We start from the raw sequence: 24,684 nt of genomic DNA on the forward strand, positions 1-24,684 counted from the left end.
GTCTGCCAGGTGCCACCGACCTCGGCGGTCCGGCGACCCGGTCATACTGGTTCGGTGACGACCATGCGAGGCGAACTGCGATCGACCGAGACCCGCGAGGCCGAGGGCAGCGGGGACAACATCGAAGCCGCTCGACTGGCCGCGATCGCAGCGCTCGACCTCGACGGGTTCGAGTTGCAGCAGATCAACGCGGTCACGAGCAAGGCGACCGGCGAGACGACCGTCCGCGCGATCGCCCGCGCACGGGACACCAAGCCGCACGAGGCGACCGGCACGAGCTACGAGGACGCGCTCCGGGCGTTCCGCGAGTCGGTGCCCGAGGGGTGGCAGGCGCAGAACGTGCGCGAGGTCCGGGCGTAGTCCGGCCCGTTCTGGGGGAGTCACGCCCAGGCCTGAGCGGGCAGGATCGAGGGCATGCTGCAGTCCCTCGTCTACATGAGTTCGGCCACGGAACCGTTCGACGACAACGCCCTCGAGGACGTCCTGGCGCACGCCCGTGCCCGGAACACCGCCGACGGCCTGACCGGCTTGCTGGTGCACCGCGCCGGTCGCTTCATGCAGTTGCTCGAGGGGCCGTACGACGCGGTGCTGTCGACCTACCAGCGGATCCTCGCGGACGACCGGCACGACGAGGTCCGGCTGCTCGCCGAGGAGTCCATCCACACCCGGCGGTTCCCGGACTGGTCGATGGCGTACGACCGGGGTACCGAGGGCACAGCGGTCCCGGAGGGCTTCAGCGACTTCCTGGCGGCCGGGGACCGCAGTGCGGACACGAGCCGGTCGCGCGAGCTGCTGCGGTGGTTCCGGAACCACCCGATGGCGGCGCCGGACGCCGCGAAGGGGAAGCACCGGCGCGAGGCCTGAGCGGTCGGCGGGCCTGCGTGTCAGCCGGGCCTGAGTGGTCGGCGGGCCGCCGGCGTCCGGTCAGTCCGTCGGGGTGTCGGCGTGCGCGTCGACGGCGCCGATGAGCAGGGTGTTCGCCAGGTCCTCGAGCACCGGGAGCAGCCGTCCGTCGTGCGCCGCGTCCACCGAGCGCAGCGCTGCCGCGTAGCGCGCCTGGCGATCGGCGATGAGGTCGGCGCCCGCCGCCGTCAGCTCGAGCAGTGACCCGCGCCGGTCGGCCGGGTTCCGGCGACGTTCGACCAGCCCGGCGTCGACGAGCCGGTCGGTGGTGTTCGTGACCGCACCGGAGGTCAGCCCGAGATAGCCGGCGACCTCGGTGGGGGTCGCGTACCCGGTCTCGCTGAGGAGCACGAGCGTGCGCAGAGCCGAGTCGTGGATGCCGGCGCGACGGCTCAGCTCGGCGGTGAGGCTCGTCTGGGCGCGGACGACGGCGTCGAACGCGGCCAGGAGCGCGCTCGGTTCCGGGGCCTGTTGCTCCGCCATGCGCTGCTCCTCTCGTTCGACGACGCCTGCGGCAGCGTACAACGGCGGGCCCGCCCGGCAGCGCGCGCCGGACCTCGTGCCCCGCACTGGGGGCAGGCGACTGCGTGCAACTCCGCGAATGCTTGGCTATCTTGATCATTGAGCAATCCGGTCATCGAGATTGCGAATCATGAACCCATCGACATCGAGGTACCCCGTGTCCAACTCGCACCGCATCTCCCCGCTCAAGCGGATCCGCTTTGCTCCCGTCGCGATCATCGCGGGCATCTTCGCCGCCGTCCTGCTGTCGCTCTCCTTCACGGGGACGCTCTCCGGGTTCGCCGCGAGCATCACCAACAGCAGCAACACCGCCGGCAGCGGCACCCTGATCATGCAGGAGCAGAACGCCGGCGCCTCGGTCACTTGCCTCAGCACCGACGGCGGTTCGGTCTCGACCAACTCCGCGACCTGCTCCACGATCAACAAGTTCGGTGGCAGCACGACGATGACCCCGGGCAACACGGTCAACACCGCGATCTCGATCAAGAACACCGGCACCGCCGCCGCGAGCACGTTCACGCTGACCCCGGGCGCCACCTGCACGCAGTCGAACAACGGGTCCTCGAACGGCACCGCGACCGACCTGTGCGCCAAGATGAACCTCGTCATCACCTCGGGGTCCACCACGGTGTTCTCCGGCACGCTCGCCAGCTTCAAGGGCGCCGCTGCCTCGGCGTTCACGATGCCCGCCGCCCCCGCCGCCGGCGCGTCCGTCCCGTTCAACTTCGCGGTCACGCTCGACTCCAGCGCAGGCAACACCTACCAGGGACTCGCCGCCTCCGTGCCGATGACCTGGACCTTCACCGCCTGATCCGTCCCACCCCGTTCCACCACCCCACCCCCCGCGGCGCGGTACCTGGTCTGCCCGAGCGACCAGGTACCGCCCCGCACCCCCCCCAGTCCCACACCACAGGAGCAGAGCACATGAGCCAGACCGCCGCCATCTCGCTGCACGGGGTGCTGCCCCGGCAGCGACTGACGGCTCGTCCGGCCACGGCGCTCGAGACCCTGCTCGCCTGGTCGACCGCCGTGGTCGCCGGCCTCCTGCTCGTCGCCGCGATGCTGTTCGTCGCCGGCGGCGGGCGCTGGTTCGTCGTCGAGACCCCCTCGATGGGCGAGGCCGTCCCGGTCGGCACGCTCGTCGTCGACCAGCCCGTCCGCGTGGACACCCTGCGCGTCGGCGACATCGTGTCCTTCAGGACCGCCGCGAACCCGGGCACCACCTACACGCACCGCATCGTCAGCATCGACGCCGACGGGGGCATCCACACCCGCGGTGACGTGAACGGCGCCACCGACCCGTGGACCCTCGGCCAGGATGAGATCGTCGGTGCCCCCGTCGCCCTGGTGCCCCACGTCGGATGGGTGCTCCGCGCCGCGCCGATCCTGCTCGTCGGCACCCTGCTGATCTGGATCCTCACCAGCCCCTTCACCGACCGGGTGACCCGCGCGTCGCTCCGCATCGCCGGGGGAGCGCTCACCGCCTCGTACGCGGCGTTCATCCTCAAGCCGTTCGTGAACGTCGCCACGATCGAGAACACCTCGACCGCGCACTCGGTCACCGCGACCGTGATCTCCTCCGGCGTCTTCCCCGTGCGGGTGAGCGGCCACGGCAGCGACAGCGTGCACCTCGTCGACGGCGAGGTCGGTCGCGTCACCATCCACGAACTCACCGCGAACGGCCACTACCAGCTGTCCTCGGGCATCGACCTCGACCCGGCCGGCTGGGCGCTGCTGCTCGCGGTGTGCGCGGTCCCGCTGGTGCTCTGCCTCTGGGTCGGCCGCGAGCACACGGTGCGTGCCGCATGAAGCAGGCAGCGATCGGCGTCGTCCGGTCCCTCCGGTCCTTCCGCTCCTTCCGGGACGGGCGCGTCGTCGCGCTCGTGCTCGTCGTCGCCCTCGGCCTCGTCGTGCTGCTCGCGCAGGGCGGCCTCACCCGCTCGGCCTTCACGGCGACCGTCGCGAACCGCACGAACACGGCCGCCACCGCGCCGTACTTCACCTGCACCGCCGCGGTCGCCGCCGACGCGAGCAACGCCCTCTTCGCCTACCGGCTGACCGAGGCCACCGGCGCGACCACCGCCGTGGACTCGTCGGGCAAGGGCGCGAACGGTACCTACCAGGGCTCGATGACCGCCGCGACCCCGTCGCCGAACGCCTGCAAGCGGGACACCGGCAGCTCCTACGTGCTCAACGGGTCGACGAGCTTCGTCGCCACCCCGGCCTCGGTGAAGAACCCCACCACCTTCAGCGAGGAGGTCTGGTTCCGCACCACCGTGGCGGGCGGGCTCCTCATCGGCTTCGGCAGCAGCCAGACCGCGGCGTCCGGGCAGCACGACCGCGCCGTCTACCTGAACACCGCCGGCCAGCTCGTCTTCGGCGCCTACAACGGCACGACGCAGGTCGTCACCTCACCGAGCGCGTACACCGACGGCAAGTGGCACCACGTCGTCGCCACCATGTCGGCCGCATCCGGCATGAGCCTGTACGCCGACGGGGCCCTCGTCGCCTCGAACGCGGCGTACACGACGCCGGAGAACTACACCGGCTACTGGCGCATCGGCTACGACACCGTCAGCGGGTGGCCCGGGCAGCCGGCGAACTTCTACTTCACCGGCTCGATGCGCTTCGCCGCCGTGTACACCTCGGTGTTGACGCCGACGCAGGTCGCGAACCACTACGCGGCCGGGGTCTGACCCTCCGCGAGCTTGCTGTGGCGGCGGGAGTACCCGAAGTACACGCCCAGCCCGATCGCGAACCAGACCGCGAAGCGCACCCACGTCTCCCACTGCAGGAACGTCACGAGCCACAGGGACGCGATCACGCCGATGACCGGGATGACCGGCATGAACGGCAGCCGGAACTGCCGGTCGAGGTCCGGCTGACGGTAGCGGAGCACGATCACCGCGGAGCACACCACCACGAACGCGAGCAGGATGCCGATGTTCGTCAGCTCCGCGACGACCCCGATCGGCAGCACGCCCGCGAGCACCGCCGACGCGATGCCGAGGATCCACGTGACCCGGGTGGGCACGTGCCGCTTCGGGTCGGTCTTCGCGAACCACTTCGGCATCAGCCCGTCGCGGCTCATCGAGAACCAGACGCGGCTCGCGCCGAGCATGAAGGTGATGAGCACCGTCACGATGCCGACGATGGCACCGATCGCGATGACGTTCGCCACGCCGCCGAGCCCGACCGACGCGAACGCCGACGAGAAGCCCGACTCCGGGTCGATGTCGGTGTACTTCTGCATGCCCGTGAGCACCAGGGTCGCGAGCACGTAGAGGACCATCGCGATGCCGAGGGACAGCAGGATCGCCTTCGGCATGTGCTTGCGGGCGTCGGTGGACTCCTCGGCGGCGGTGGACATGGCGTCGTAGCCGAACACCGCGAAGAACACCGTCGCGGCACCGGTCATCACGCCGCCGAACCCGAACGGGAAGTACGGCGAGTAGTTCGCGCTGTTGATGTGGAACACACCCAGCACGATGATGAGCGCGACGAGCAGGACCTTGATGCCGACGGCGACGAACTCGAACCGGGCGGCGCTGCGGATTCCGCGCGTCAGGACGAACGCGGTGAGCAGGCAGAGCAGGATCGCGAACACGTCGATCACGTGGCCGTCACCGGTCCCCGGGGCGCCGAGCATCCATGCGGGCAGGTCGATGCCGAACTGGCCGACGAGGAAGCCCACGTACCCGGAGATGCCGATGGCCACGACCGCCACGATCGCGGTGTACTCGAGGAGCAGGTCCCAGCCGATGAACCACCCGACGATCTCGCCGAGCACCGCGTAGCCGTACGTGTAGGCACTGCCGGCCTTCGGGATGAGGCCGGCGAACTCCGCGTACGAGAGGGCTGCGGCGGCGCTGGCGACCCCGGCGACGAGGAAGCTGATCAGGACGGCGGGGCCGGCGACGCCGTTCGCGACCGTGCCGGCGAGGGTGAAGATGCCGGCGCCGATGATGCCCCCGACGCCGATCGCGGTGAGCTGCCACAGGCCGAGGTGCCGTTTCAGGCCGTCCTCGCCCTCGGTGCCGTCGTCGATCGTCTCGATCGGCTTCCGTCGGAACAGGGTGCGTGTCGTCGTCGTCACGCGCCCACTCTGCACCCTGCGCGGGCCGCGTGCTCGTCGGTGCCCTGCTCGTCGCTGCCGTGCCGAGCCTCGGCTGGGCGGACAGTGCACGGGCCCCGGCAGCCGCAGGGTGTCCGCGGGGCCGAGGCTCGGGCCGCGCGACGGACCCCGCGCGACGGACCCCGCGCGGGCGGCGTGCCCCGTCGGCGGCGTGCCCGGCCGGCCGCCTGCCGGGCGCGGGCGGCGTGGCGGGCGAGCACCGGGCCTCCAGGCAGGCTCGTGGGGTAGACGGGAGCCATGCGTCGACCGAACCGAACCGAGCCCGCCCCCGGCCAGGAGTCCGTGTGGGACTACCCGCGCCCGCCCGCCGTCGAACCCGTCCACGACCGGGTGGTGGTGCGACTCGGCGGCGCGGTGATCGCGGACACCACGGACGCCGTCCGGGTGCTGGAGACCTCGCACCCGCCGGTGTACTACCTGCCGATGGCCGATCTGGAGCTCCGGCCGGCCGACGGGTCGAGCATGTGCGAGTTCAAGGGGCGCGCGCGGTACTTCGACGTCGTGGGCGGGGACGGCGTCGTGGCGGGTCGCGCTGCGTGGAACTACCCGACGCCGGAGCCCGGGTACGAGTCGCTGCGGGACCGGGTGGCGATCTACCCCTCGGCGATGGACTCGTGCGCGGTCGGCGGCGAGGTCGTGCAGGCGCAGGCGGGCGACTTCTACGGCGGGTGGATCACGTCGAAGGTGGTCGGGCCGTTCAAGGGGGCGCCGGGCACGCTCGGCTGGTGAGCGGGGCGGCGGGCAGCGGCGGGCCGGGCGGGCCGGGCGGGCCGGCGGGGCCGGGCGGGCCGGCGGGGCCGGGCGGGCCGGGGGCTCGCCGAGGCTCGGCTCCGCGGACACATTCCGCCGTCAGGAGCGCGCAATCTGTCCGCCCAGCCGAAGCTCGGCACCCGCCCGCCGCCTGCGCCCGCCGCCGCCCGCCCGGTCAGCGGTGCGCGTACGGCGACCAGAACGGCGGCGGGAACGCGCCCCCGGTCGCGATGACGAGCAGCTGCCACACGAGCATCACGAGCCCGAGCCCGCCGATCACCATCCCGATCCACGACCACACCCGCACGGCACGACGACGACGCCCGGCGATCGCGAGGGCCCGCCAGCCGCTCAGCACGCACACCACGCCGAACACCGCACCGAGCAGCACGTGCCGCCACATCGACGCCGCGGGCACGATGATCCCCATGTAGAACGCGATCGGTCCGAGCAGGACGGCGAACGTCGCCGGAGCTGCGGGCGGCTCGTGGTCCCGCGCGGCTGATCCCATGCGTCCGAACCTAGCGAGCACCGCGCCGGTCCGTTCGTGGTCCGGCCGGACGCCGACGGCGTCGGACGGGCACGATGGAGGCATGCGTTCCTTCCTCCGTGTCCTGCTCGGTCTCGCCCTCGTCTTCGCGGGGACGAGCCACCTCACGTTCGCCCGGCAGGACTTCCGCGCGCAGGTCCCGGAGTTCGTCCCGCTCGACGAGGACACCACCGTGCTGGCCTCGGGCGTCGCGGAGATCGCCCTCGGCGGCGCGCTCGTCCTCACCCCGCGCCGCAGCCGCCGGTTCGTCGGCACCGTGGTCGCCCTGTTCTTCGTCGCGGTGTTCCCGGGCAACGTCTCGCAGTGGCTCAACCGTCGCGATGCCTTCGGCCTCGACACGGACGTCAAGCGCATCGGCCGCCTCTTCGGGCAGCCGCTCCTGGTGGCCGCGTCGCTGTGGTCGACCCGCGGGCGGCGGTGACGTCGATGGATGCGCCGGTCGTGGCGGATCCGCTCGGGTCCGGTCCGGCGGCCTTCGGACGGGAGGCGAGGCACCCCCTGGCCGGCGGCCGTCGCGTCGCGGACGTGGTCGCCACCACGGCCCTGCTCGTCGTCCTGGCGGCCGAGTCGGTGGTCGCAGGCGGTGGGATCGTGTTCCTGTCCCTCGGGTTCTCGTCGTGCTCGGCTCCCGGCAACTCCTGCGACGAGGCCCTCGGCGGTGCGGTGGTGTACGTCGGGCCGGTGCTCGTCGCCCTCGTGCTCGTCGCCGCGTTGGTGGTCTGCGTGCTGCGGCTCGTGCGGCGTCGGCTGTCGTGGCCGTTCGCCCTGGTCGGGATCGCTGCGGTGGTGGCGGTGTTCTTCGGGGCGATCCTGCTGGTGGACAGCGCGATCACGCACGGCATCTAGGCGGCCCCTCGCCGGGGTGTTCCTCCACAGGGGTGCGTTCTCGTGTCGCTGTCCACAGATCGGGCCGGCGCACCGCGGTCCGGGGCCCGTCACGGCGACGCTGAACGCATGCCAGACAACGACATCCTCGACCGCCTGATCCACACCTCCGTCCGCACCGACGACGACGTCATCGACCTCGTGACCGCCCTCGTCGAGCGGCCGATCACCCGGCAGTGCTGGGTCCTGTTCCTGGACGAACGCGCCGTGCCGGTGTCGTTCGTCATGCCGATCTCGGACCTGCCGTGGCAGCCGGACGAGCACGTCGAGGACCTCGCGGCGCTCGCGGCCGACATCGTGCAGCAGGTCGCCGCGGCCGAGGTCGTCCTGGTGTGGGAGCGTCCTGGGGAGTCACGGCTCTTCCCGGTCGACTGGGAGTGGGTGGACGCCTGTGCGTGCACGTTCGACGAACACGGCGTGCGGATCCGGGCACAGGTCGCGGTGCACACCGGCGGCATCGCGATCGTGTCCCTGGACGATGTCGACGATGTCGAAGACGTGAACGACCTGCGCGACGTCGACGAGGCGGACGACGCGGACGACGCGGACGACCCGGATCCCGGTGCGCTCGCGCTGGCTTCCTGACGGTGGTTCAGCCCTGGGGAGCGGTGTCCGGCACGGTCTGGTCGGTCAGGCCCTCGACGACGGCCTTCGCCTCCGGCCAGAACTTCGCGTAGTGGTCGGGGTCCGAGTTGATCTGGACGGCGTGCGCCATCTGCGTCGGGGTCATCGACTTCCAACCGGGCACCTTGACGAGCTTGGCGTAGAACATCGACGCCGCCGTGTACGGGTCCATGCGCTGCTCGTAGGTGCCCCACGCGCCGTTGTCCCGCTGCTGGAAGAGCCCGCGGCTGTCCGGTCCGGCGGCGTCTCCGTGGTCCAGGTTCACCAGGCTGGACTCGCCGATCGCGGTCATCACGCCGACTGCCTGCGTGTGTGGTCCGATGCCGCGGGACTGTGCGGCCTCGATGACGTACGCGGCGTTCACGAGCCGGTCCTGGCAGAAGCCGGCCACCGGGCCGGCGGGGACCACGATCCCGCCGATGGTCTTCGACGCGACGTCCGGGCACGTGGGCGCGGCGGTGACGGACTTCGCGGCGCCGGTCAGCGAGTTCACCGCGATGACCACGACCACGACGACACCGATGCCGATCGCGACGACGCCCGCGCCGAACACCGACGCGAGCGTGATGCCGACGCGGCGCATGGCGGGTCCTCTCGGGCGGGGCGGGTCAGGCGGAGCACGAAGAGGCTACGTGCCCCGCCTGGGAACCGCGACCGCCCGATCGGGGGTGAGCGAGGTGAGCGGTGTGCGCGGTGTCAGCGGCGGCGGCGGAACCAGCCGGCGGCCGACAGCGCGCAGACCACCACCATCCCGATCGAGATCGCGAAGATGACCGTCACCGGGTCCATCAGGCGTCCCGGTCCTCGCGCCGGCCGGCCTCGTCATCGGACCGCGCGTCGACGTGGTCCTGCGGCTGTCGCTGCACCGTCGTCGGCTCGGTCACCAGTCCGGTCGGCGCCTTGTCGGTGCGCTTCCGGCCGTGCGTGAACCACGTCACGATCCAGAGCAGCACACCGAGGGCGAGCAGCGCACCGGCGATCTCGTACTGCTGCGGGTCGCGCCCGGACGAGAACGGCAGGACCAACCACAGGCAGGTGACCACACCGATCACCGGGATCACCACGCCCGCGCGGAAGTGCTTGTGCCCGACCTTGTCCCGCCGCAGCACGAGCACGGACAGGTTCACGACCGCGAACACCGACAGCAGCAGGAGTGAGGTGGTGCCGCCCAGGACCACGACGATGGGGGAGTCGGGGTCGAGCGAGACCCAGCCGATCAGCAGCAGCGAGATCAGCGTGGTGAAGACGATCGCGGTGGACGGGGTGCGACGGGTCGGCGAGACCTTGGAAAGGAAGCCGGGCAGGACGCCCTGCTTGCTCATGCCGTACAGCAGTCGGGATGCCATCATCATGTTGATCAGGGCGGTGTTGGCGACGGCGAACATCGAGATGAAGGGCAGCAGGTCGGCGATCGGGAAGTCCGGCGCCGCGGTCTGCACCACGGTGACCAGGGGCGTCTCGTTGCCGGCGAGCTCACCGATCGGCACGACCGCCACGGCGCAGATCGACACGAGCACGTAGATGACGGCGGTGATCCCGAGGCCGGTGAGCATCACCTTCGGGAAGATCCGAGACGGGTCCTTCGTCTCCTCGGCCATGTTCACCGAGTCCTCGAACCCGACCATCGCGAAGAACGCCAGCGACGTCGCGGTGGACACCGACAAAAGGAGGGTCTTGTCCTCGGGGGTCTCGAACATCACCACCCGCGAGAAGTCCGCGTTGCCGCCGGCGATCGCCCAGAAGCCGATGAGGATCACCATCACGAGACCGCTCAGCTCGACGAGGGTGAGCACGACGTTCGTCTTCACGCTCTCGCTGACCCCGCGGAAGTTGATCGCCATCACCGCGAGCATGAAGCCCATCGCGATGAGCATCACGACACCGTTCGGCAGTTCGAGCCCGAAGCCGGCGCCGAGGTTCGCGGCGAACGCGCGGGAGGCCGTGGACGCCGACGTGATGCCAGAGCACATCACGATGAACGTCACGATGAAGGTGACGAAGTGGATGCCGAACGCCTTGTGCACGTACAGGGCGGCGCCGGCGGTCTGGGGGTACTTCGTCACGAGTTCGAGGTAGGAGAACGCGGTGAGCAGGGCGACCGCGAACGCGATGAGGAAGGGGAGCCACGCTGCTCCGCCGACCTCCGCCGCGACCTGGCCGGTGAGGGCGTAGACACCCGTGCCGAGGATGTCCCCGACGATGAACAACAGGAGGAGTTTCGGACCGATGACCCGCTTGAGCTCTGGCTGCTCGGTCTTCGGGCGCGCTTCGTTGGTGGTGGCCATGCGTCAGCCTCTTCCGGGGGACACCAATCTGTCCGCCTTCACAGGAAGCTCCCCGCTGATCGCAACACGCTCGTGTTGTGCGCGTTCCGACGCGACCCCGGACGGACCCCGGCCCGACGGCTACGCTGACGACCCATGTACGACGAGTCGAGGACCACCGAGGAAGCCGTCGAGTTCGCGGACTTCAACGCGAAACTGCTCGTGCTCGACGTGCTCTGCTACGACCTCGACGTGCTCGAACCGTACGACGGCGAGAGCGAGGACGACGCCGACGAGGACCTCGACGTCGAAGGGCAGGACGACCGGGCCCGCGAGTACTACGACGACCTCGAACTGCTCCCGTCGCAGCTGTCCCTCGTGACGGAGCTCAGCGTGGACTCCGACCTCGAGGTCCTGCAGGACGTGCACCCCGGGTGGGACGGCTCGGACGACCGCTACGACCCGCAGAACTGGGACGACGTGCTCGACCTCCCGGCGCTCACGACCGTGTACGCGGCAGCGCCGTTGCCCGCACACGTCGCCGAACGCCTGGCGGCGAAGGGCGTCGACGTCCGTTCCGCCTAGCGGTCCAGGGCGCGCAGCTGCTCGGTGAACTGGGCGGCACCGCCCTGCGCCGGGTGCCGCACCGCGACGGCGTCGACGCCTGCGAGCGCCAGCGCACCCTGCGCCTTCCGCCCGACGGCGACGACGCGGACGCCCGAGCCGACGTCCGAACCGCCGCCCGAACCGACGCCCACACCGTCGTCCGCACCCCCGCCAGCAGCACCCCCGAGGGCTTCCAGGAGCGCGAGCGCAACCGGCGCACCGTCCCGGACCTCGGCCGGCCGCGGCGTCCGGTTCGTCAGCCGGTCCGGCGCAGCGAACGGGTGGTGCGGGAAGACCGCCCACGCGAGGGGCAGCGGCCCGCGCCAGTCGGCCAGTGCCGCGTGCACGACCCGCGACGACGCCTCCCACGGCGCGGTCGGCTCCGGCGGCACGAGGTACTCCGGACCCAGTTCGCGCATGCTGGTGAAGGGCACACCGGTGTTCGTCATGCCCCGCCACCCCGGAGCCTCCGCGACGAGGAGCATGTCCGTCCCGGAGCCGACACGGTCGAGGTAGCGCGCGAGGTTCTCCCGTCGGAGCCGCCCCGCCGCCGAGGACACGTCGTACAGCGCCTCGGCGTCGTCCGCGACCGGCACGGCGTCGAGCGCCGCCCAGAACCCGTCGAACGCCGTCACGACCGACCGAGGACCCTGCGGTACACGTCCTCGAGCCCCTCGGCCGACCGCTCCCAGCTCAGCCGCTCCGCGTGCTCCCGCCCCGCGGCCGCCAACCCCGCCGCGTACGACCCATCGGTCAGGATCCGCTCGATCTCCGCCGCCCACACCGCCGGGTCCCGCGACTCCAGCACGACGCCGGTCTCGCCGTCGAGCACGGCCTCCCGCAGCCCACCGGCAGCGGCGGCCACGACGGGCACCCCGGACGCCGAGCCCTCCAGCGCCACGAGCCCGTACGTCTCCGAGTGCGACGGCACGAGCACGGCTGCCGCGCCGCGGAACAGGAACGCCAGGTCGGCACGGGACTGCGGACCGATGAACGTCACGCGGTCGGCGATGCCGTGCGCGGCGGCGAGCCGACGCAGTTCGTCCACGTAGTCGCCCGCCTCGCTCGAGGCGTCGCCCGCGATGACGAGGGTGGGGCGGGCCTCCTGGCTGATGCCTGCGATCGCCTCGATCGCCAGGTCAAGGCCCTTCAACGGCTGGACGCGCGCCGCGGCGACGACGTACGGGACGGCTGCGCGGCGTGCGCCGCTGGTCGGACGGAAGACGGAGCCGTCGACGCCGGGCGGGATGATCCAGACGCGGGCGCCGTCGCCGCCGAGCCGGGTGCGGACGGTCTCGGCCTCGGCGGCGGACACGACCACCACCGCGTCGGACTCGCGGGCGAGCTGCTGCTCACCGGCCATCCGTCCGGCGGACTCGGGCCGTTCCCCCTCGGACAGCGGCGTGTCGGAATCGGCGGCGATCGAGTGGAACGACTGCACGTGCGGGACGCCTCGTTCGCGGGCGACGGGGAGCGCGGCCGCACCGGAGAACCAGTGGTGGGAGTGCAGCACGTCGAACGGGCCGAGCTGCTCGAGTTCGTGGCGGAACGGCTCGATGAACGCATCGTGCTCGCCCTTCGGCACCGGCTCGGCGGGTCCGGCCGACAAGAACCGCAGGCAGACGCCCGGCACGAGCGACACCGAGGCCGGCTGCGTCGGCGACGACCGGCGCGTGATGATGTCGACGTGGTGGCCGCGGTCGGCGAGGGCTTCGGCCTGGTGCCGGACGACGACGTTCATGCCGCCGACCTCGCCCGATCCGGGTTCGTCGCCGGGGGAGGTGTGCAGCGACACCAGCCCGATGCGGAGGGGTTCGGTCGTCGAGGTCACCGGTGCAGCCTATCCGCGGGGCCGCCGCTGCGACGGGCGCGCGGGCGCCACGACGGCGGGTCGGCGGCCCGCCGTGTCCACAGGGTCGGACGGGAGGCTCGGGTCGCCTCCCAGGATCTGCACGCGTTGGTCGCCGTGCCGCTCCCAGAACGCGGCCGTCCAGGCGCACAGCGCGCCGTCGAGCAGGTCCTCCCGGTGCTTGTGCGTCGGCCCGTGGATGCCGGAGAGCACGGCCAACTCCGCCGTCAGCGCGTGCGAATCCAGGTGCAGCGGCGGGTCGAGCGGCGTCTCCCGAATCCGTCGGACGAGCTCGTCGAACGCCTCGGCCCGACGCTGGCGCGCGACCGCAGCCGGGACCCGCAGGTCGAGTCGCTTGTACCGGGGCCGCTCGTCGTCGTACCCGAGTTCCTCGACGCCGACGAGGGTCGTGTACGGGTAGCACTCGAACGCCACGGGGCCGGTGCGTTCCCGCATCGCGGCCGTCGACGACACGTACCCGACGCCGAGGTCGGTCAGCCGGTCGAGCAGCCGGGCACCGGCGCTCGCCGCGGAGGCGAGGTTCGTCGGGTTCGCGGCGACCTTCCACCGGCCGTAGCGCTGGCCGACCTGCCGTTCGGCCTCGCGGATCCCGGTCGGGTTCGTCACCACGAGGGAGGCGTCGACGGCGACGAGGGAGCGCGGCCCGAGGTGCGCGACGATCCAGTCGGTGACGGCGTCCACGCCCCGGGCCCACCCGGCGTCGACGATCGTGCCGTCGGCGTCCATCGCCACCAGACCGGTCTCGTTCGCGGGCTTCCGCTCCGAGCCGAGCCCCCACGCCAGGTCCACCCCGAGGTACGCCGTCACCCGTCCATCCTGCCCCGTGTACGTTCCGCTGCATGGCGAGCGAAGCGACGACGCTGACGGTGCCCGGCCCGCACGGGGACCGGGAGGTCCGGATCAGCAGTCCCTCGCGCGTGCTCTGGCCGGAGCAGGGGATCACCAAGCTCGACCTCGCCGAGTACCTGGTCACCGTGGGCGATGCCTTCGGCGCGGCGAACGGCGACCGCCCGATCTCGCTGCAGCGATTCCCGGGCGGTGTCGACGGCGAGCAGTTCTTCTCGAAGAACCCGCCGAAGGGCGCACCCGACTACGTCCGCGCGGTCACGGTCACCTACCCGAGCGGCCGGGCGCACCCGCAGCTCGTGGTCGACGAACCGGCCGTCGCGGTGTGGGCGGCGCAGATGAACACCGTCGTGTTCCACCCGTGGGCGTCCCGTGCCGAGGACAGCGACCACCCGGACCAGCTCCGGATCGACCTCGACCCGCAGCCGGGCACCGACTTCCGTGACACCGTGCCGATCGCGCACGAGCTCCGGAAGGTGCTCGACGAGGTGGGGCTCACGTCGTGGATCAAGACGAGCGGCAACCGCGGCCTGCACGTGTTCGCGCCGATCCACCCGGAGCACGAGTTCCTCGACGTCCGGCACGCGGTGATCGCGGCGGCACGGGAGCTCGAACGGCGGATGCCGGACCGGGTGACGACGGCGTGGTGGAAGGAGGAGCGAGGCCAGCGGGTGTTCGTGGACTTCAACCAGGCGAACCGCGACCGGACGATGGCGGGCGCCTACAGCCCGCGTGCACTCGCGAACGCCGCCGTGTCCACGCCGATCGCCTGGGACGAGCTCGACGGTGCCGATCCCACCGCGTTCACGGTCCGGACGGTCCCCGATCGACTCGCGAGCACGGGTGACCCGTGGGAGGGCATGCACGCCGAGCACGGGAGCATCGAGCCCCTGTTGGCGTGGTGGGAGCGCGACCTGGAGAACGGCGAGGGCGAAATGCCGTTCCCGCCGGACTTCCCGAAGATGCCCGGGGAACCGCCACGTGTGCAACCGTCGCGGGCGAAGCAGCCGAGCGCGACCGACTAGCGGACCAGGCGGCCTACGCGGCGCTGGTGTCCTCGACGCGGCGCTTCGGGTCGGCCACGCGGGTGGTCTGCGTGGGCAGGGTGACGCTCGCCGTGTGCAGGCGGGTCAACCGCGACCAGGTGCCGCGGTGGGCGTCGCTGATGCCGTCGATGATCATGTCCGCTCCCTGTCCCTCGAGGTGGCTGCTGCCGTGCCACCAAGTTACTAGTTAGCCTAACTACTTCCATGCGTACGCGTCAATCGGACACCAGCACGTCGCGCAGGTCGTAGGCAGCGGGGACCTCGAGCTGGTCGAACCCGCACGACCGTGCCTCGCGGTCCGGCCGCCACCGCTCGAACTGCACCGTGTGCCGGAAGCGGTCGCCCTCCATCTGGTCGTAGCGCACCTCGAGCACGCGCTCCGGCGCCAGCCGGACGAACGACGTGTCGCGACCCGACGAGAACCGCGACCGTTCCCCGGCACCCGTGACGGGCCTCCCGTCCGCGTCCCGGAGCACCACCGGGTCGAGCTCGTCGACCAACTCGGCCCGGCGCTCGTCGGTGAAGGCGGACACGCCGCCCACCTGGCGGAGCTCCCCGTCCTCGCCGTACAGCCCGACCAGCAGCGACCCGACCCCGCTGCCGCTCTTGTGCACGCGGTACCCGATCGCGACGACGTCGGCGGTCCGGTGGTGCTTGACCTTCAGCATCGTGCGCTTGTTCGGTTCGTACGGCTTCGCGCGGGGCTTCGCCACGACGCCGTCCAGGCCGGCGCCCTCGAACGTGGTGAGCCACTCGCGCGCGAGGTCGACGTCGAGCGTGGTGCGGGTGACGAACAGCGGGTCGACGAGGTCCGACGCCAGTGATTCCAGTCGGCCGCGACGGTCGTCGAACGGCAGGTCGAGCAGCTCCGTGCCGTCGACGGCCAGCAGGTCGAACGCGACGAACTGCGCCGGCGTCTCGGCGCTCAGCCTGGCGATCCGCGAGGCAGCGGGGTGGATGCGCTGCGAGAGCGCCTCCCAGTCGAGCCGCTCGGCGCCGGGTTCGCCGGCACGGAGCACCACCTCGCCGTCGAGCACGACCTGGTGGTCGCGGCCGCCGAACTGCGCCCGGAACGCCTCGACCAGTTCGGGGAAGTACCGGGTCAACGGCTTGGCGCCGCGGCTGCCGATCGTGACGTCGTCGCCGTCGATCGTCACGATGCCCCGGAAGCCGTCCCACTTCGGCTCGTACCGCAGCCCGCCCCGCACGCTGTCGGGTGCGGGGACGGTGGTGACGGCCTTGGCGAGCATCGGTGCGATCTCCATGCGGCCTGTCTACTCGCGTCCGCGCGTCGGACTGCCTGGAGGCGCGGTGCGGCCCGGCCCCGCCGGTCGCCTCACTAGGGTGGTCGCGTGACGACCGTGCCACCGTCGGCAGCGCCGGCACCGGAACCGATCAGCCCCGTGCAGGCCGCCGCGCTCCGCGACGGCGTCCTGCCGCCCGTCGAGGAGGTCCGCCCCGGCATCTGGACCCTCGCCGTCCCGTTCCGGTTCGGGGTGCCGGACGCCACCCTCGTGTACGTCGTCGAGGGCTCCGACGGCGGGCTGACCCTGATCGACCCGGGGTGGACGTCCGACGACGGGCTCGTGGCGCTCCGCGAGGGGCTCGCGACGATCGGCCGGTCGCTCGACGACGTCGGGCTCGTGGTCGTCACGCACCTGCACGCCGACCACCTCGGGGCCGCCGCGGCGGTCCGGCGGGCGAGTGGTGCGCGGGTCGCCATGCACCGGCTCGAGGTCGAGGCGCTGCGCCGGGAGCGCGCGGACGCCGTGGCGAACGACGCGGACATCGCGACGTGGGGCGTGCCGCCGCACCTGCGGGCCGGCGTGGTCGAGGCCTGGGGGAGCGGACGTCGGATCGGGCTCGGCCGGGCCGCGGCGCCGTTCGCGGACGTGCTCCTGGAGGACGGCGACGGCCTCCCCGTCGCCGGACGCTCGATCCGGACGCTGCTGACCTCCGGCCACACCGAGGGACACTGCTGCTTCGTCGACGAGGCCGACGGGCTGCTCTTCACCGGCGACCACGTGCTGCCGCGGATCAACCCGGGGATCGGCCTCGGCGGGCGGACCGCGACGAACCCGCTCGGTGCGTACCTGGCGTCGCTCGGACGGCTCGACGCGCACCAGGACCTGGAGGTCTGCCCCGGCCACGAGTACCGGTTCCGGGACGTCGTGACCCGTGCCCGGACGCTCGCCCGGCACCGGGAGGACCGGTCCCGGCACGTCGCCGAGGCCCTGGACGTCCTGCACGAACCGACGCTCTACGAGGTCGCGTCGCGGGTGCCGTTCAGCGGCGGCATCGAGTCGATGACGGGCTTCCTGCTCGCGAGCGCCCTGACGCAGACGGCCTTCCACGCCGACCTGCTCGGCCGCGCCGACGAGGTCCGGCCCGCCTGACGGCCCCCGGGTCAGGCGAGGGTGGTGGCCAGGCGCTCCAGGGTGGTCTTCGCGTCGGCGAACTCGGCGGCGGCGTGGTCGGCCAGCGGAGCGAGGTCCGGCAGCCGATCGGCCAGCGTGGCGCTCACCGTCACCGGGTACGTCTTCATGCCCAGCGCCGTGCCGAGGATCAGGTGCAGGACCGGCGAACCGTGGTCCCAGTCCTCCGTCGGGGTGCCGACGTCGTAGGTGGCGCCGCGGCTCACCACCGTCACGACCGGACGACCGGCCAGCGGCTGCACGTCGCCGGCGAGCACTCCCGGGATGTGGATGCGGTCGATCCAGGCCTTCAGGGTCGACGGCACCGAGTAGTTGTACAGCGGGGAACCCACCACGACGACGTCGGCGGCGAGGAGCTCGTCGATGACCTCCTGGCGGAGCGCGTCGGCCTCGGGCGCGACGACCTCGTCGGCCGTGCGGTCCGCGGCTGCCCAGTGCAGCGCCGACGCCTCGAGGTGCGGGAGCTGGTCGACGTGCAGGTCGCGGCGGACCACGGTGTACTCCGGGCCGCGTGCACGCCAGGCGTCGGCGAAGGCGGCGGTCAGTGCGCGGGAGCGGGAGCGGGCGAGGTCGGCCGAGGAGTCGATGTGCAGGAGCGTGGGCATGCCCCAACGCTACCGACCGACGCCCGCCGGGTGACGGGAACGGCCCCGCCGCGCCGGTGAGGGGCGGGACGGGGCCGAGCCGGGCCTCCCGTCCACCGCGCGGGCACGCGACGGACGGGAGGCGTCTGGGGTGTCAGTCCTGGGTGCGACGGCGGCGCAGCGTGCGTGCACCGATCAGGCCGGCGCCGGCGAGGACGAAGCCGAGGGCCCAGGGGAGGGCGCCCGTCGCGTCGGTGCCGGTGTAGGCGAGCTGACGGCCCGTGGCGAGCGGCTTCACGACCGCGACGGTCGACGCCGTCGGCACGACGGTGACCGGGAAGGACACCGACACGTCGTCCTGCGCCACCGTGATGGTGTGCGTGGAGGCGTGCGGGAACGTGATCTTCGTCGCGTACTCGTCCTCGTCCCAGGCGATCTGGTCGCTGGCGACGTCGCTCGTCACGACCGGTCGGGGCAGGTCGCCCGTCTCCTCGTCGTAGTCCTGGGTGGTGTTGCCGTACTGGTCGACCGCGTAGCCCTGGACCCAGAGCGACTGTCCCTGCTTGACGGTGGGCTGGCCACCCTCCTCGAACGTGGGCTCCGCCTCCAGGTCCGCAGGGCGGTGGATCGTGGTGATCGATCCGTCGGGTGCGATGATCCAGGCGTTCGACGCCTTCGTCTCGTTGAGCACGTCGTCGGTGGTCGCGTCGGCCGCGAAGGCCAGCACGCCGACGGCGACGTCCGGGTTGACGGTGACCTCGACGTACTCGGTCGCGGTCGAGGTGCCGTTCGACGCGACGATCGTGAAGTCGTAGCTCCCGGAGGTCGTCGACGTGCCGCTGAGCAGACCGGTCTTCGCGTTCAGCGTGACGCCGTCCGGCAGGTAGTCCGACGGGGTGCCGCCGTCCTCCGGGTCGGCGTCCTCCGGGTAGGTGTACCCGACCGAGTAGCTGACCGTGCCGCTGCCCGCGACCACGGCGAACGAGTGCGAGTACGCGACGCCGGCGTCCGCGGTGATGGCGAACGGCGCCTCGTCGGTGTTCGTCTCGCTGTCGGCGAACCGCACGTCCTCGCTGACCTTGTCGGTCTTCGCCGAGGTGGCAACTTCCGTGGCCGTGTCGGTGACCGTGAGGGTGATGACGTGGTCGATGTCGGCCGTCGTCAGCGTGTAGGAGTCGTCGGTGGACAGCACGGTGTCGTCACCGTCGCGCGTCCAGGCGTAGGTGTGCGGGCCGGCGTAGCCGGTCGTCTTCGCCTGCAGGAGGGAGCCGACCCGGGCCGTGCCGGTGATCTGGACGGTGGTCGCGGCGGCCGGAGCAGCCAGGGTGCCCTGGTTGCCCGCGCCCGAGTTCGTCGTTTCCGGGTTGTTCGCGGCGCCCGTGGTGCCCGCGTTGGTCGCGTCGCCGTTCGAGCCCGTCGTGCCCTCCGAGCCGGTGCCGGTGCCGGTGCCCGGCGCGGTCGTGTCGGTGTCCGCCGGGGTGCCGGTGCTGCCGGCGTCGGAACCCGCGGTCCCGGTGCCGGAGCCGGTGTCGGTGGTGCCGGTGTCGGCGGCGGTGCCGTTTCCGGTGCCGGCGTTGGGGTCCGACGTCTGACCGTCGGTCCCGGCTGCGCCCTGCGAGGAGCCGGTCTGCTGCGAGACCGCGGGGTCCGTCGCCGCGGACGCCGCGGTGGCGGACATGACGCCCAGGCCGGTCGTCAGACCGATCAGGGCGACGGTGGTGCCGACGGCGCAGGCGCGTCGGACGGTGGAGGTGCTACGGCGCACGTGTTCCCCCATGTGCTCAGGTCCGGTCGGGTGCCGGATCGTAAGAATCTGCCGAGAGTCCTCGGCTCATTCGGATCGTAGGGGTACACGCGCGCGGACACACCGTCAGTGATCAGAATGTGACCTGGGTTGGGGGTAAGCGCATGACGGGAGGCCCGGGGCGGGCCGGAACCGCGCCTCCCGTCCGGTCCTGCGCACCATCGATCCGGTCCTGCGCGCTCGCGGCGCGCGGCTCAGTCGCCGACCGCCGCTGCGGCGTCCTCGAGCGCCGCGCGGAGCGCGCGGACGGCCGGGGACGTCGAACCGGCGGCACGGACCACCGTGAAGATGGTCCGCCGCGGACGTTCGGGCAGTTCGACCAGCCGGCAGGTGGTCGTGCGCCCGGTCCACATCAGGTCGGGCATCAGGCTGACCGCGTTGCCGGACTCCACGAGCCGGATCTGCGTCTGCAGGTCGGCGGTCTCGTAGCGGACGTCCGGCTCGAAGCCCCAGCGCCGGCACACCTGCTCGGCGAAGTGCCGCGAGGCCGTGCCGCGCGGCTCCATCACCCACGGCAGCGCCTCGGCGTCCTCGATCGACGACACCGGGGCGAGCGCGGTGTCGAGCGGGGGCAGGGCGAGTCGGACGGCGTCGGTCGTGAGGTCCGCCCGCCGCAGACCCGGCAGGTGCGGTGCCGCGTGCGCGGGGTACTGCTCGGCGATGACCATGTCGAAGTCGCGCGCCCAGGTCTCGTGGAGCGCCGTCTCCGGCTCGCGCTGCACCATCTCGACCCGGACGTCCGGGTGCTCGGTCGCCATGGCGTGCAGTGCGTTCGGCATGAGGGCGAGTGCCGCGGACTGGAAGACGGCGACCCGGATGCGGCCCTGCACCGTCGGCATGGTGCCCTCGACCTGCGACTGGGCCTGCTCGAGGACGTCGAGCACGTGCCCCGCCGCCTGCACCAGGACCTCGGCCTGCGGGGTCAGCTGCAACCGCCGCCCGGCCTTGCGGAGGAGGGGCACGCCCGCCTCGCGCTCGAGGGTGCTGAGCTGCTGCGAGACCGCCGACGGGGTGAAGTTCACCGCCTCGGCGACGGCCGCGACCGTGCCTCGGATCGAGAGTTCGCGGAGGAGGACGAGCCGGCGCACATCGAGCACGACGACACTGTAGTTCAGCTTCCGGGTACCCGTAACGAACCGTTGCTTCCGCTACCGGATACGGCGATCCACACTGAACCCATGACGACCCTGCACGAGCACCCCGCCACCGACCACGACGCCCTCGCGGACCAGTCCGTCGCGCTCGTACGGCAGTGGCTCGCCGAAGCCGAGACACACCCGGTCGACGGCTCGGCGAAGCAGCTCGCCGGGGTCCTCGCCGACCCCGCGGGGCTGGACTTCGCCGTCGGGTTCGTCGACGGGGTCGTCCGGCCGGAAGACCTCGGTGTCGCGGCACGCAAGCTCCGGGCCATCGCGCCGAACGCACCCGGCTTCCTGCCCGCCGCGCTCCGCGGGCTCGTGCGGCTCGGGGGTGGCATGGCGCCGACGATGCCCGGGGTCGTCGTCCCGATCGCGCGCCGCGTCCTGCGCAACATGGTCGGACACCTCATCGTCGACGCGACCGACGCCAAGCTCGGGCCCGCCATCGCGAAGATCAAGCGCGACGGCGTGCGCCTCAACGTGAACCTGCTCGGGGAAGCCGTGCTCGGTGAGGGCGAGGCGGCGCGCCGGCTCGAGGGCACGCACAAGCTCCTCGCCCGCGACGACGTCGACTACGCGTCGATCAAGGTCTCCTCGACCGTGCACCCGCACTCCCCGTGGGCGTTCGACCACGCCGTCGAGGACATCATCGAGAAGCTCCGCCCGCTGTTCCGCCGTGCCGCGGCCGCGTCGCCGCAGAAGTTCATCAACCTCGACATGGAGGAGTACAAGGACCTCGACCTGACGATCGCGGTCTTCACGAAGCTCCTCGACGAGCCGGAGTTCCTCGGGCTCGAGGCCGGCATCGTGCTGCAGGCGTACCTGCCCGACGCGCTCGCCGCGATGGAGCAGCTGCAGGAGTGGTCCGCAGCACGCCGTGCCCGCGGTGGCGCCGGCATCAAGGTCCGTCTGGTGAAAGGCGCGAACCTGCCGATGGAGCAGGTCGAGGCCTCGGTGCACGGCTGGCCGCTCGCCACCTGGCGCACCAAGCAGGACTCGGACACCAACTACAAGCGCGTGCTCGACTGGGCGCTCACGCCCGAGCGCGTCGAGAACGTCCGTGTCGGCGTCGCCGGCCACAACCTGTTCGACGTCGCCCACGCCTGGCTGCTCGCGGGCGAGCGCGGCGTCCGGGACGGCATCGAGTTCGAGATGCTCCTCGGCATGGCGCAGGGCCAGGCCGCCGCCGTGCGGAAGACCGTCGGGTCGCTCCTGCTCTACACGCCCGTCGTGCACCCCGGTGAGTTCGACGTCGCGATCGCCTACCTGATCCGTCGCCTCGAGGAAGGGGCGTCGCAGGAGAACTTCATGTCCGCGGTGTTCTCCCTCGTGTCGTCGCCGCCGCTGTTCGCGCGCGAGGAAGAGCGGTTCCGTGCCTCGCTCGCGCCGCTCGCCGAGCCCGGCGGGCTGCTCGCCCCGGACTCGCACCGCGTGGCCGACCGCTACGCGGCCGTGCAGCGTCCGGGCGTCGGACACTTCGAGAACACGCCGGACACCGACCCGTCCGTGTCGTCGTTCCGCGCGTGGGGCGCCGCAATCACCGCGCGCGTCGGGTCGTCGACGCTCGGCGTCACGGCCGTCCAGGAGGCCCGGATCGACTCCGCCACGACGCTCGGCACCGTCCTCGGTCGCGTCCGCGCCGCGGGCGCCGAGTGGGGCAGCTGGTCCGGCGCCGCGCGGGGCACGGTGCTGCACGCCGTCGGCGACGCGCTCGAGGCGAACCGTGCCGCCCTCGTCGAGGTCATGGCCGCCGAGACCGGCAAGACCATCGACCAGGCCGACCCCGAGGTGTCCGAGGCGATCGACTTCGCGCACTTCTACGGCTCGCTCGCCGCGTCGCTCGACGAGGTCGACGGTGCGTCCTTCACGCCCGCGGCCCTGACCCTGGTGGCGCCGCCGTGGAACTTCCCGGTCGCGATCCCCGCCGGGTCGACCCTCGCCGCGCTCGCCGCCGGGTCCGCCGTCGTGCTCAAGCCGGCGCCGCCCGCGGAGCGCTCCGGTGCGGTCCTCGCATCGATCATCGAGACCGCCCTCGACGCGCACGGTGCGCCGGCCGACGTCCTCGCGTTCCTGCAGGTCTCCGAGAACGACCTCGGGCAGCAGCTCATCGCGTCGCCGCTCGTCGACCGGGTCATCCTCACCGGCGCATACGAGACCGCTGAGCTGTTCCGGTCGTTCCGCCCCGACCTGCCGCTCCTCGCGGAGACCTCGGGCAAGAACGCGATCATCGTGACGCCGTCGGCCGACCTCGACCTCGCGGTGAAGGACGTCGTCGCGTCGGCGTTCGGCCACGCGGGGCAGAAGTGCTCCGCCGCCTCGCTCGTCGTGCTCGTCGGTTCCGTGGCCACCTCGCGCCGGTTCCGCTCGCAACTCATCGACGCCGTGTCGTCCCTCACCGTCGGCTACCCGACGGACGCCACCACGCAGATGGGTCCGGTCATCGAGCCCGCCGCGGGCAAGCTGCTCGACGGGCTGACGAAGCTCGGCGCGGGGGAGTCGTGGGCGGTGCAGCCCAGGAAGCTCGACGACACCGGCAAGCTCTGGAGCCCGGGCGTCCGCCAGGGAGTCCAGCGCGGCTCGGCGTTCCACCGCACGGAGTACTTCGGCCCGATCCTCGGGGTCATGACGGCGAAGACCCTCGACGAGGCGATCGACATCGTGAACGAGGTCGACTACGGCCTGACCTCCGGCCTCCACTCGCTCGACCCCTCGGAGATCGGCACGTGGCTCGACCGCATCCAGGCGGGCAACCTCTACGTGAACCGGGGCATCACGGGAGCCATCGTGCGTCGCCAGCCGTTCGGCGGCTGGAAGAAGTCCGCTGTCGGTGCCGGGACGAAGGCGGGTGGGGTGAACTACCTGCTCGGGCTCGGGTCCTGGTCGCCCGCTGTGGCGTCGCAGTCGGTCGGTGCCGCGGTGTCGCGTCCGGTCTCGGCGTTCGTGCGCGCTGCCGGGGCGTCCTCGGAGTCGCTCGACCGCGCCGTGGCGTCGGACCAGTCCGCGTGGAACGCCTTGTTCGGCACCGCGACCGACGTGTCGGCGCTGACGGCCGAGCGGAACATCGCGCGCTACCTGCCGTTCCCCGCCGTGCACGTGCGGCTGGCGTCGGCCGGGTCGGCCGGGTCGGCCGCTGAGGATGCCGTCGCCGACCTGGTCCGGGTCATCGCGGCCTCGGTCCGGGCGGGGACGACGATCGACGTGTCCACCGCGGCAGCCTTGCCGGCGTCCGTCGCCTCCGCCGTGCGGGCGCTGCCGAACGTCCGGTCGCTCACGGAGTCGCACTCCGACGCCGCGTTCGCCTCGGCGGTCGCGAGCGGGCCCTCGACGCGGGTGCGGCTCATCGGTGGGGACGTGTCGGCGCTGTACACGGCGATCGGTGGGCGTCCGGACGTGGCGGTCTACGGCGAGCCCGTCACCGAGGCCGGTCGGATCGAGATGCTGCCGTTCCTCCGCGAGCAGGCGGTGTCGATCACGGCTCATCGCTTCGGCACGCCGAACCACCTGACCGACGCGCTGATCTAGGCGCCGGCGCCGCCGCGCCGCGCCGCCGCGCCGGCTACCCACTCGGTCCACGAATCCGACGTCGAACCACCCGCTCGGGCCGGTGCGACGTCGGATTCGTGGTTCGTCTCGAGCGGGTCGGTTCGCGGCCCGCTGTCCGGACGCCGCGTGCGCTGGGGTCGCGGTCAGGCGCGCGGCGTTGCCTCGGTGGCGAGCCGGA

General features: G+C 72.2%; 26 protein-coding genes. 13 read left to right on the top strand and 13 right to left on the bottom strand.

Annotation, left to right across the window (positions count from 1 at the left end; genetic code table 11):
• Window positions 1–54 precede the first annotated feature (54 nt).
• A complete protein-coding gene (locus ACRQ4B_RS09210; protein WP_439691137.1) occupies window positions 55–360 on the top strand; it encodes a hypothetical protein in 306 nt (101 codons plus the stop codon).
• 54 nt (window positions 361–414) lie between these two features.
• Window positions 415–864: a BLUF domain-containing protein gene (locus ACRQ4B_RS09215; protein ID WP_439691138.1), complete on the top strand. Its 450-nt coding sequence runs from the start codon at window positions 415–417 to the stop codon at window positions 862–864.
• Between the two features lie 60 nt (window positions 865–924).
• On the opposite strand, the gene ACRQ4B_RS09220 is transcribed toward ACRQ4B_RS09215, so the two are convergent.
• Window positions 925–1,386 carry a MarR family winged helix-turn-helix transcriptional regulator gene (locus tag ACRQ4B_RS09220; RefSeq protein WP_439691139.1) on the bottom strand — a complete coding sequence of 154 codons (462 nt, stop codon included), beginning with the start codon at window positions 1,384–1,386 and terminating at the stop codon, window positions 925–927.
• Between the two features lie 196 nt (window positions 1,387–1,582).
• On the opposite strand from ACRQ4B_RS09220, the gene ACRQ4B_RS09225 reads away from it, so the two are divergent.
• From ACRQ4B_RS09225 to ACRQ4B_RS09235, 3 genes are all read left to right on the top strand, one after another.
• Window positions 1,583–2,236 carry a hypothetical protein gene (locus ACRQ4B_RS09225; protein WP_439691140.1) on the top strand — a complete coding sequence of 218 codons (654 nt, stop codon included), beginning with the start codon at window positions 1,583–1,585 and terminating at the stop codon, window positions 2,234–2,236.
• A 113-nt stretch (window positions 2,237–2,349) separates the two neighbouring features.
• Complete coding sequence (locus ACRQ4B_RS09230; RefSeq protein ID WP_439691141.1) at window positions 2,350–3,234, top strand: S26 family signal peptidase; 885 nt, start codon at window positions 2,350–2,352, stop codon at window positions 3,232–3,234.
• Window positions 3,231–4,121, top strand: a complete 891-nt coding sequence (locus ACRQ4B_RS09235) for a LamG domain-containing protein (protein ID WP_439691142.1) — start codon at window positions 3,231–3,233, stop codon at window positions 4,119–4,121. The genes ACRQ4B_RS09230 and ACRQ4B_RS09235 overlap by 4 nt, the downstream gene beginning before the upstream one ends.
• Here ACRQ4B_RS09235 and ACRQ4B_RS09240 read toward each other — a convergent pair.
• Window positions 4,103–5,521, bottom strand: coding sequence for an amino acid permease (locus tag ACRQ4B_RS09240; protein WP_439691143.1), 1,419 nt, complete (start codon window positions 5,519–5,521; stop codon window positions 4,103–4,105). The genes ACRQ4B_RS09235 and ACRQ4B_RS09240 overlap by 19 nt on opposite strands.
• Window positions 5,522–5,797: 276 nt before the next feature.
• Here ACRQ4B_RS09240 and ACRQ4B_RS09245 point away from each other — a divergent pair, with 276 nt between their 5' ends.
• Window positions 5,798–6,289: a DUF427 domain-containing protein gene (locus tag ACRQ4B_RS09245; protein ID WP_439691144.1), complete on the top strand. Its 492-nt coding sequence runs from the start codon at window positions 5,798–5,800 to the stop codon at window positions 6,287–6,289.
• Between the two features lie 196 nt (window positions 6,290–6,485).
• On the opposite strand, the gene ACRQ4B_RS09250 is transcribed toward ACRQ4B_RS09245, so the two are convergent.
• Window positions 6,486–6,821, bottom strand: coding sequence for a hypothetical protein (locus tag ACRQ4B_RS09250; protein WP_439691145.1), 336 nt, complete (start codon window positions 6,819–6,821; stop codon window positions 6,486–6,488).
• 82 nt (window positions 6,822–6,903) lie between these two features.
• On the opposite strand from ACRQ4B_RS09250, the gene ACRQ4B_RS09255 reads away from it, so the two are divergent.
• The 3 genes from ACRQ4B_RS09255 to ACRQ4B_RS09265 all read left to right on the top strand — a co-directional run bounded on the left by ACRQ4B_RS09255 (window position 6,904) and on the right by ACRQ4B_RS09265 (window position 8,330).
• A complete protein-coding gene (locus ACRQ4B_RS09255) occupies window positions 6,904–7,281 on the top strand; it encodes a DoxX family protein (RefSeq protein WP_439691146.1) in 378 nt (125 codons plus the stop codon).
• A 104-nt stretch (window positions 7,282–7,385) separates the two neighbouring features.
• On the top strand, window positions 7,386–7,706 hold the full coding sequence (locus ACRQ4B_RS09260; RefSeq protein ID WP_439691147.1) for a hypothetical protein: 321 nt from the start codon (window positions 7,386–7,388) through the stop codon (window positions 7,704–7,706).
• 108 nt (window positions 7,707–7,814) lie between these two features.
• Window positions 7,815–8,330 carry a hypothetical protein gene (locus ACRQ4B_RS09265; protein ID WP_439691148.1) on the top strand — a complete coding sequence of 172 codons (516 nt, stop codon included), beginning with the start codon at window positions 7,815–7,817 and terminating at the stop codon, window positions 8,328–8,330.
• Window positions 8,331–8,337: 7 nt separating this feature from the next.
• On the opposite strand, the gene ACRQ4B_RS09270 is transcribed toward ACRQ4B_RS09265, so the two are convergent.
• Entirely contained in the window at window positions 8,338–8,952 is a 615-nt protein-coding gene (locus tag ACRQ4B_RS09270) for a hypothetical protein (RefSeq protein WP_439691149.1), read from the bottom strand.
• A 205-nt stretch (window positions 8,953–9,157) separates the two neighbouring features.
• On the bottom strand, window positions 9,158–10,654 hold the full coding sequence (locus tag ACRQ4B_RS09275; RefSeq protein ID WP_439691150.1) for an APC family permease: 1,497 nt from the start codon (window positions 10,652–10,654) through the stop codon (window positions 9,158–9,160).
• A 135-nt stretch (window positions 10,655–10,789) separates the two neighbouring features.
• On the opposite strand from ACRQ4B_RS09275, the gene ACRQ4B_RS09280 reads away from it, so the two are divergent.
• On the top strand, window positions 10,790–11,218 hold the full coding sequence (locus ACRQ4B_RS09280; RefSeq protein ID WP_439691151.1) for a DUF6892 domain-containing protein: 429 nt from the start codon (window positions 10,790–10,792) through the stop codon (window positions 11,216–11,218).
• Here the strand turns inward: ACRQ4B_RS09280 and ACRQ4B_RS09285 are convergent.
• Genes ACRQ4B_RS09285 through ACRQ4B_RS09295 form a run of 3 tightly spaced genes read right to left on the bottom strand, consistent with a single transcriptional unit; the run spans window position 11,215 to window position 13,916 of the window.
• On the bottom strand, window positions 11,215–11,874 hold the full coding sequence (locus tag ACRQ4B_RS09285) for a hypothetical protein (protein WP_439691152.1): 660 nt from the start codon (window positions 11,872–11,874) through the stop codon (window positions 11,215–11,217). The genes ACRQ4B_RS09280 and ACRQ4B_RS09285 overlap by 4 nt on opposite strands.
• Window positions 11,871–13,070 carry a glycosyltransferase gene (locus ACRQ4B_RS09290; protein WP_439691153.1) on the bottom strand — a complete coding sequence of 400 codons (1,200 nt, stop codon included), beginning with the start codon at window positions 13,068–13,070 and terminating at the stop codon, window positions 11,871–11,873. The genes ACRQ4B_RS09285 and ACRQ4B_RS09290 overlap by 4 nt, the downstream gene beginning before the upstream one ends.
• Window positions 13,071–13,079: 9 nt before the next feature.
• Window positions 13,080–13,916: a DUF429 domain-containing protein gene (locus ACRQ4B_RS09295; RefSeq protein WP_439691154.1), complete on the bottom strand. Its 837-nt coding sequence runs from the start codon at window positions 13,914–13,916 to the stop codon at window positions 13,080–13,082.
• 32 nt (window positions 13,917–13,948) lie between these two features.
• Between ACRQ4B_RS09295 and ligD the strand changes: the two genes are divergently transcribed.
• The gene (gene ligD / locus ACRQ4B_RS09300; protein WP_439691155.1) at window positions 13,949–14,980 is read left to right on the top strand and encodes a non-homologous end-joining DNA ligase; all 1,032 of its coding nucleotides are present in this window, start codon (window positions 13,949–13,951) and stop codon (window positions 14,978–14,980) included.
• A 13-nt stretch (window positions 14,981–14,993) separates the two neighbouring features.
• Here the strand turns inward: ligD and ACRQ4B_RS09305 are convergent, their stop codons facing one another.
• Together ACRQ4B_RS09305 and ACRQ4B_RS09310 are read right to left on the bottom strand one after the other, a co-directional pair.
• Entirely contained in the window at window positions 14,994–15,137 is a 144-nt protein-coding gene (locus tag ACRQ4B_RS09305; RefSeq protein ID WP_439691156.1) for a hypothetical protein, read from the bottom strand.
• Window positions 15,138–15,216: 79 nt separating this feature from the next.
• Entirely contained in the window at window positions 15,217–16,266 is a 1,050-nt protein-coding gene (locus ACRQ4B_RS09310) for an ATP-dependent DNA ligase (RefSeq protein ID WP_439691157.1), read from the bottom strand.
• Between the two features lie 87 nt (window positions 16,267–16,353).
• On the opposite strand from ACRQ4B_RS09310, the gene ACRQ4B_RS09315 reads away from it, so the two are divergent.
• Entirely contained in the window at window positions 16,354–17,397 is a 1,044-nt protein-coding gene (locus ACRQ4B_RS09315; protein WP_439691158.1) for an MBL fold metallo-hydrolase, read from the top strand.
• 11 nt (window positions 17,398–17,408) lie between these two features.
• Here ACRQ4B_RS09315 and ACRQ4B_RS09320 read toward each other — a convergent pair whose 3' ends face one another.
• The 3 genes from ACRQ4B_RS09320 to ACRQ4B_RS09330 form a co-directional block, all read right to left on the bottom strand.
• Entirely contained in the window at window positions 17,409–18,041 is a 633-nt protein-coding gene (locus ACRQ4B_RS09320) for an FMN-dependent NADH-azoreductase (RefSeq protein WP_439691159.1), read from the bottom strand.
• Window positions 18,042–18,174: 133 nt separating this feature from the next.
• Window positions 18,175–19,785 carry a putative Ig domain-containing protein gene (locus ACRQ4B_RS09325; RefSeq protein ID WP_439691160.1) on the bottom strand — a complete coding sequence of 537 codons (1,611 nt, stop codon included), beginning with the start codon at window positions 19,783–19,785 and terminating at the stop codon, window positions 18,175–18,177.
• 233 nt (window positions 19,786–20,018) lie between these two features.
• The gene (locus tag ACRQ4B_RS09330; protein WP_439691161.1) at window positions 20,019–20,921 is read right to left on the bottom strand and encodes a LysR substrate-binding domain-containing protein; all 903 of its coding nucleotides are present in this window, start codon (window positions 20,919–20,921) and stop codon (window positions 20,019–20,021) included.
• A gap of 81 nt (window positions 20,922–21,002) precedes the next feature.
• Between ACRQ4B_RS09330 and ACRQ4B_RS09335 the strand changes: the two genes are divergently transcribed.
• A complete protein-coding gene (locus ACRQ4B_RS09335) occupies window positions 21,003–24,485 on the top strand; it encodes a proline dehydrogenase family protein (protein ID WP_439691162.1) in 3,483 nt (1,160 codons plus the stop codon).
• Window positions 24,486–24,684 lie beyond the last annotated feature (199 nt).

The sequence above is a fragment of the Curtobacterium sp. SP.BCo genome (assembly GCF_051903265.1).
In the GTDB taxonomy this organism is placed as follows: domain Bacteria; phylum Actinomycetota; class Actinomycetes; order Actinomycetales; family Microbacteriaceae; genus Curtobacterium.

What these genes read in the sequence shown, in the direction of transcription:
- ACRQ4B_RS09230 (WP_439691141.1), top strand. Translation starts at nt 2,350, where the DNA reads ATGAGCCAGACCGCCGCCATCTCGCTGCACGGGGTGCTGCCCCGGCAG.
- ACRQ4B_RS09280 (WP_439691151.1), top strand. Translation starts at nt 10,790, where the DNA reads ATGTACGACGAGTCGAGGACCACCGAGGAAGCCGTCGAGTTCGCGGAC.
- ACRQ4B_RS09335 (WP_439691162.1), top strand. Translation starts at nt 21,003, where the DNA reads ATGACGACCCTGCACGAGCACCCCGCCACCGACCACGACGCCCTCGCG.
- ACRQ4B_RS09305 (WP_439691156.1), bottom strand. Translation starts at nt 15,137, where the DNA reads ATGATCATCGACGGCATCAGCGACGCCCACCGCGGCACCTGGTCGCGG.
- ACRQ4B_RS09320 (WP_439691159.1), bottom strand. Translation starts at nt 18,041, where the DNA reads ATGCCCACGCTCCTGCACATCGACTCCTCGGCCGACCTCGCCCGCTCC.
- ligD (WP_439691155.1), top strand. Translation starts at nt 13,949, where the DNA reads ATGGCGAGCGAAGCGACGACGCTGACGGTGCCCGGCCCGCACGGGGAC.
- ACRQ4B_RS09255 (WP_439691146.1), top strand. Translation starts at nt 6,904, where the DNA reads ATGCGTTCCTTCCTCCGTGTCCTGCTCGGTCTCGCCCTCGTCTTCGCG.
- ACRQ4B_RS09220 (WP_439691139.1), bottom strand. Translation starts at nt 1,386, where the DNA reads ATGGCGGAGCAACAGGCCCCGGAACCGAGCGCGCTCCTGGCCGCGTTC.
- ACRQ4B_RS09235 (WP_439691142.1), top strand. Translation starts at nt 3,231, where the DNA reads ATGAAGCAGGCAGCGATCGGCGTCGTCCGGTCCCTCCGGTCCTTCCGC.
- ACRQ4B_RS09245 (WP_439691144.1), top strand. Translation starts at nt 5,798, where the DNA reads ATGCGTCGACCGAACCGAACCGAGCCCGCCCCCGGCCAGGAGTCCGTG.
- ACRQ4B_RS09275 (WP_439691150.1), bottom strand. Translation starts at nt 10,654, where the DNA reads ATGGCCACCACCAACGAAGCGCGCCCGAAGACCGAGCAGCCAGAGCTC.
- ACRQ4B_RS09310 (WP_439691157.1), bottom strand. Translation starts at nt 16,266, where the DNA reads ATGGAGATCGCACCGATGCTCGCCAAGGCCGTCACCACCGTCCCCGCA.
- ACRQ4B_RS09215 (WP_439691138.1), top strand. Translation starts at nt 415, where the DNA reads ATGCTGCAGTCCCTCGTCTACATGAGTTCGGCCACGGAACCGTTCGAC.
- ACRQ4B_RS09270 (WP_439691149.1), bottom strand. Translation starts at nt 8,952, where the DNA reads ATGCGCCGCGTCGGCATCACGCTCGCGTCGGTGTTCGGCGCGGGCGTC.
- ACRQ4B_RS09250 (WP_439691145.1), bottom strand. Translation starts at nt 6,821, where the DNA reads ATGGGATCAGCCGCGCGGGACCACGAGCCGCCCGCAGCTCCGGCGACG.
- ACRQ4B_RS09265 (WP_439691148.1), top strand. Translation starts at nt 7,815, where the DNA reads ATGCCAGACAACGACATCCTCGACCGCCTGATCCACACCTCCGTCCGC.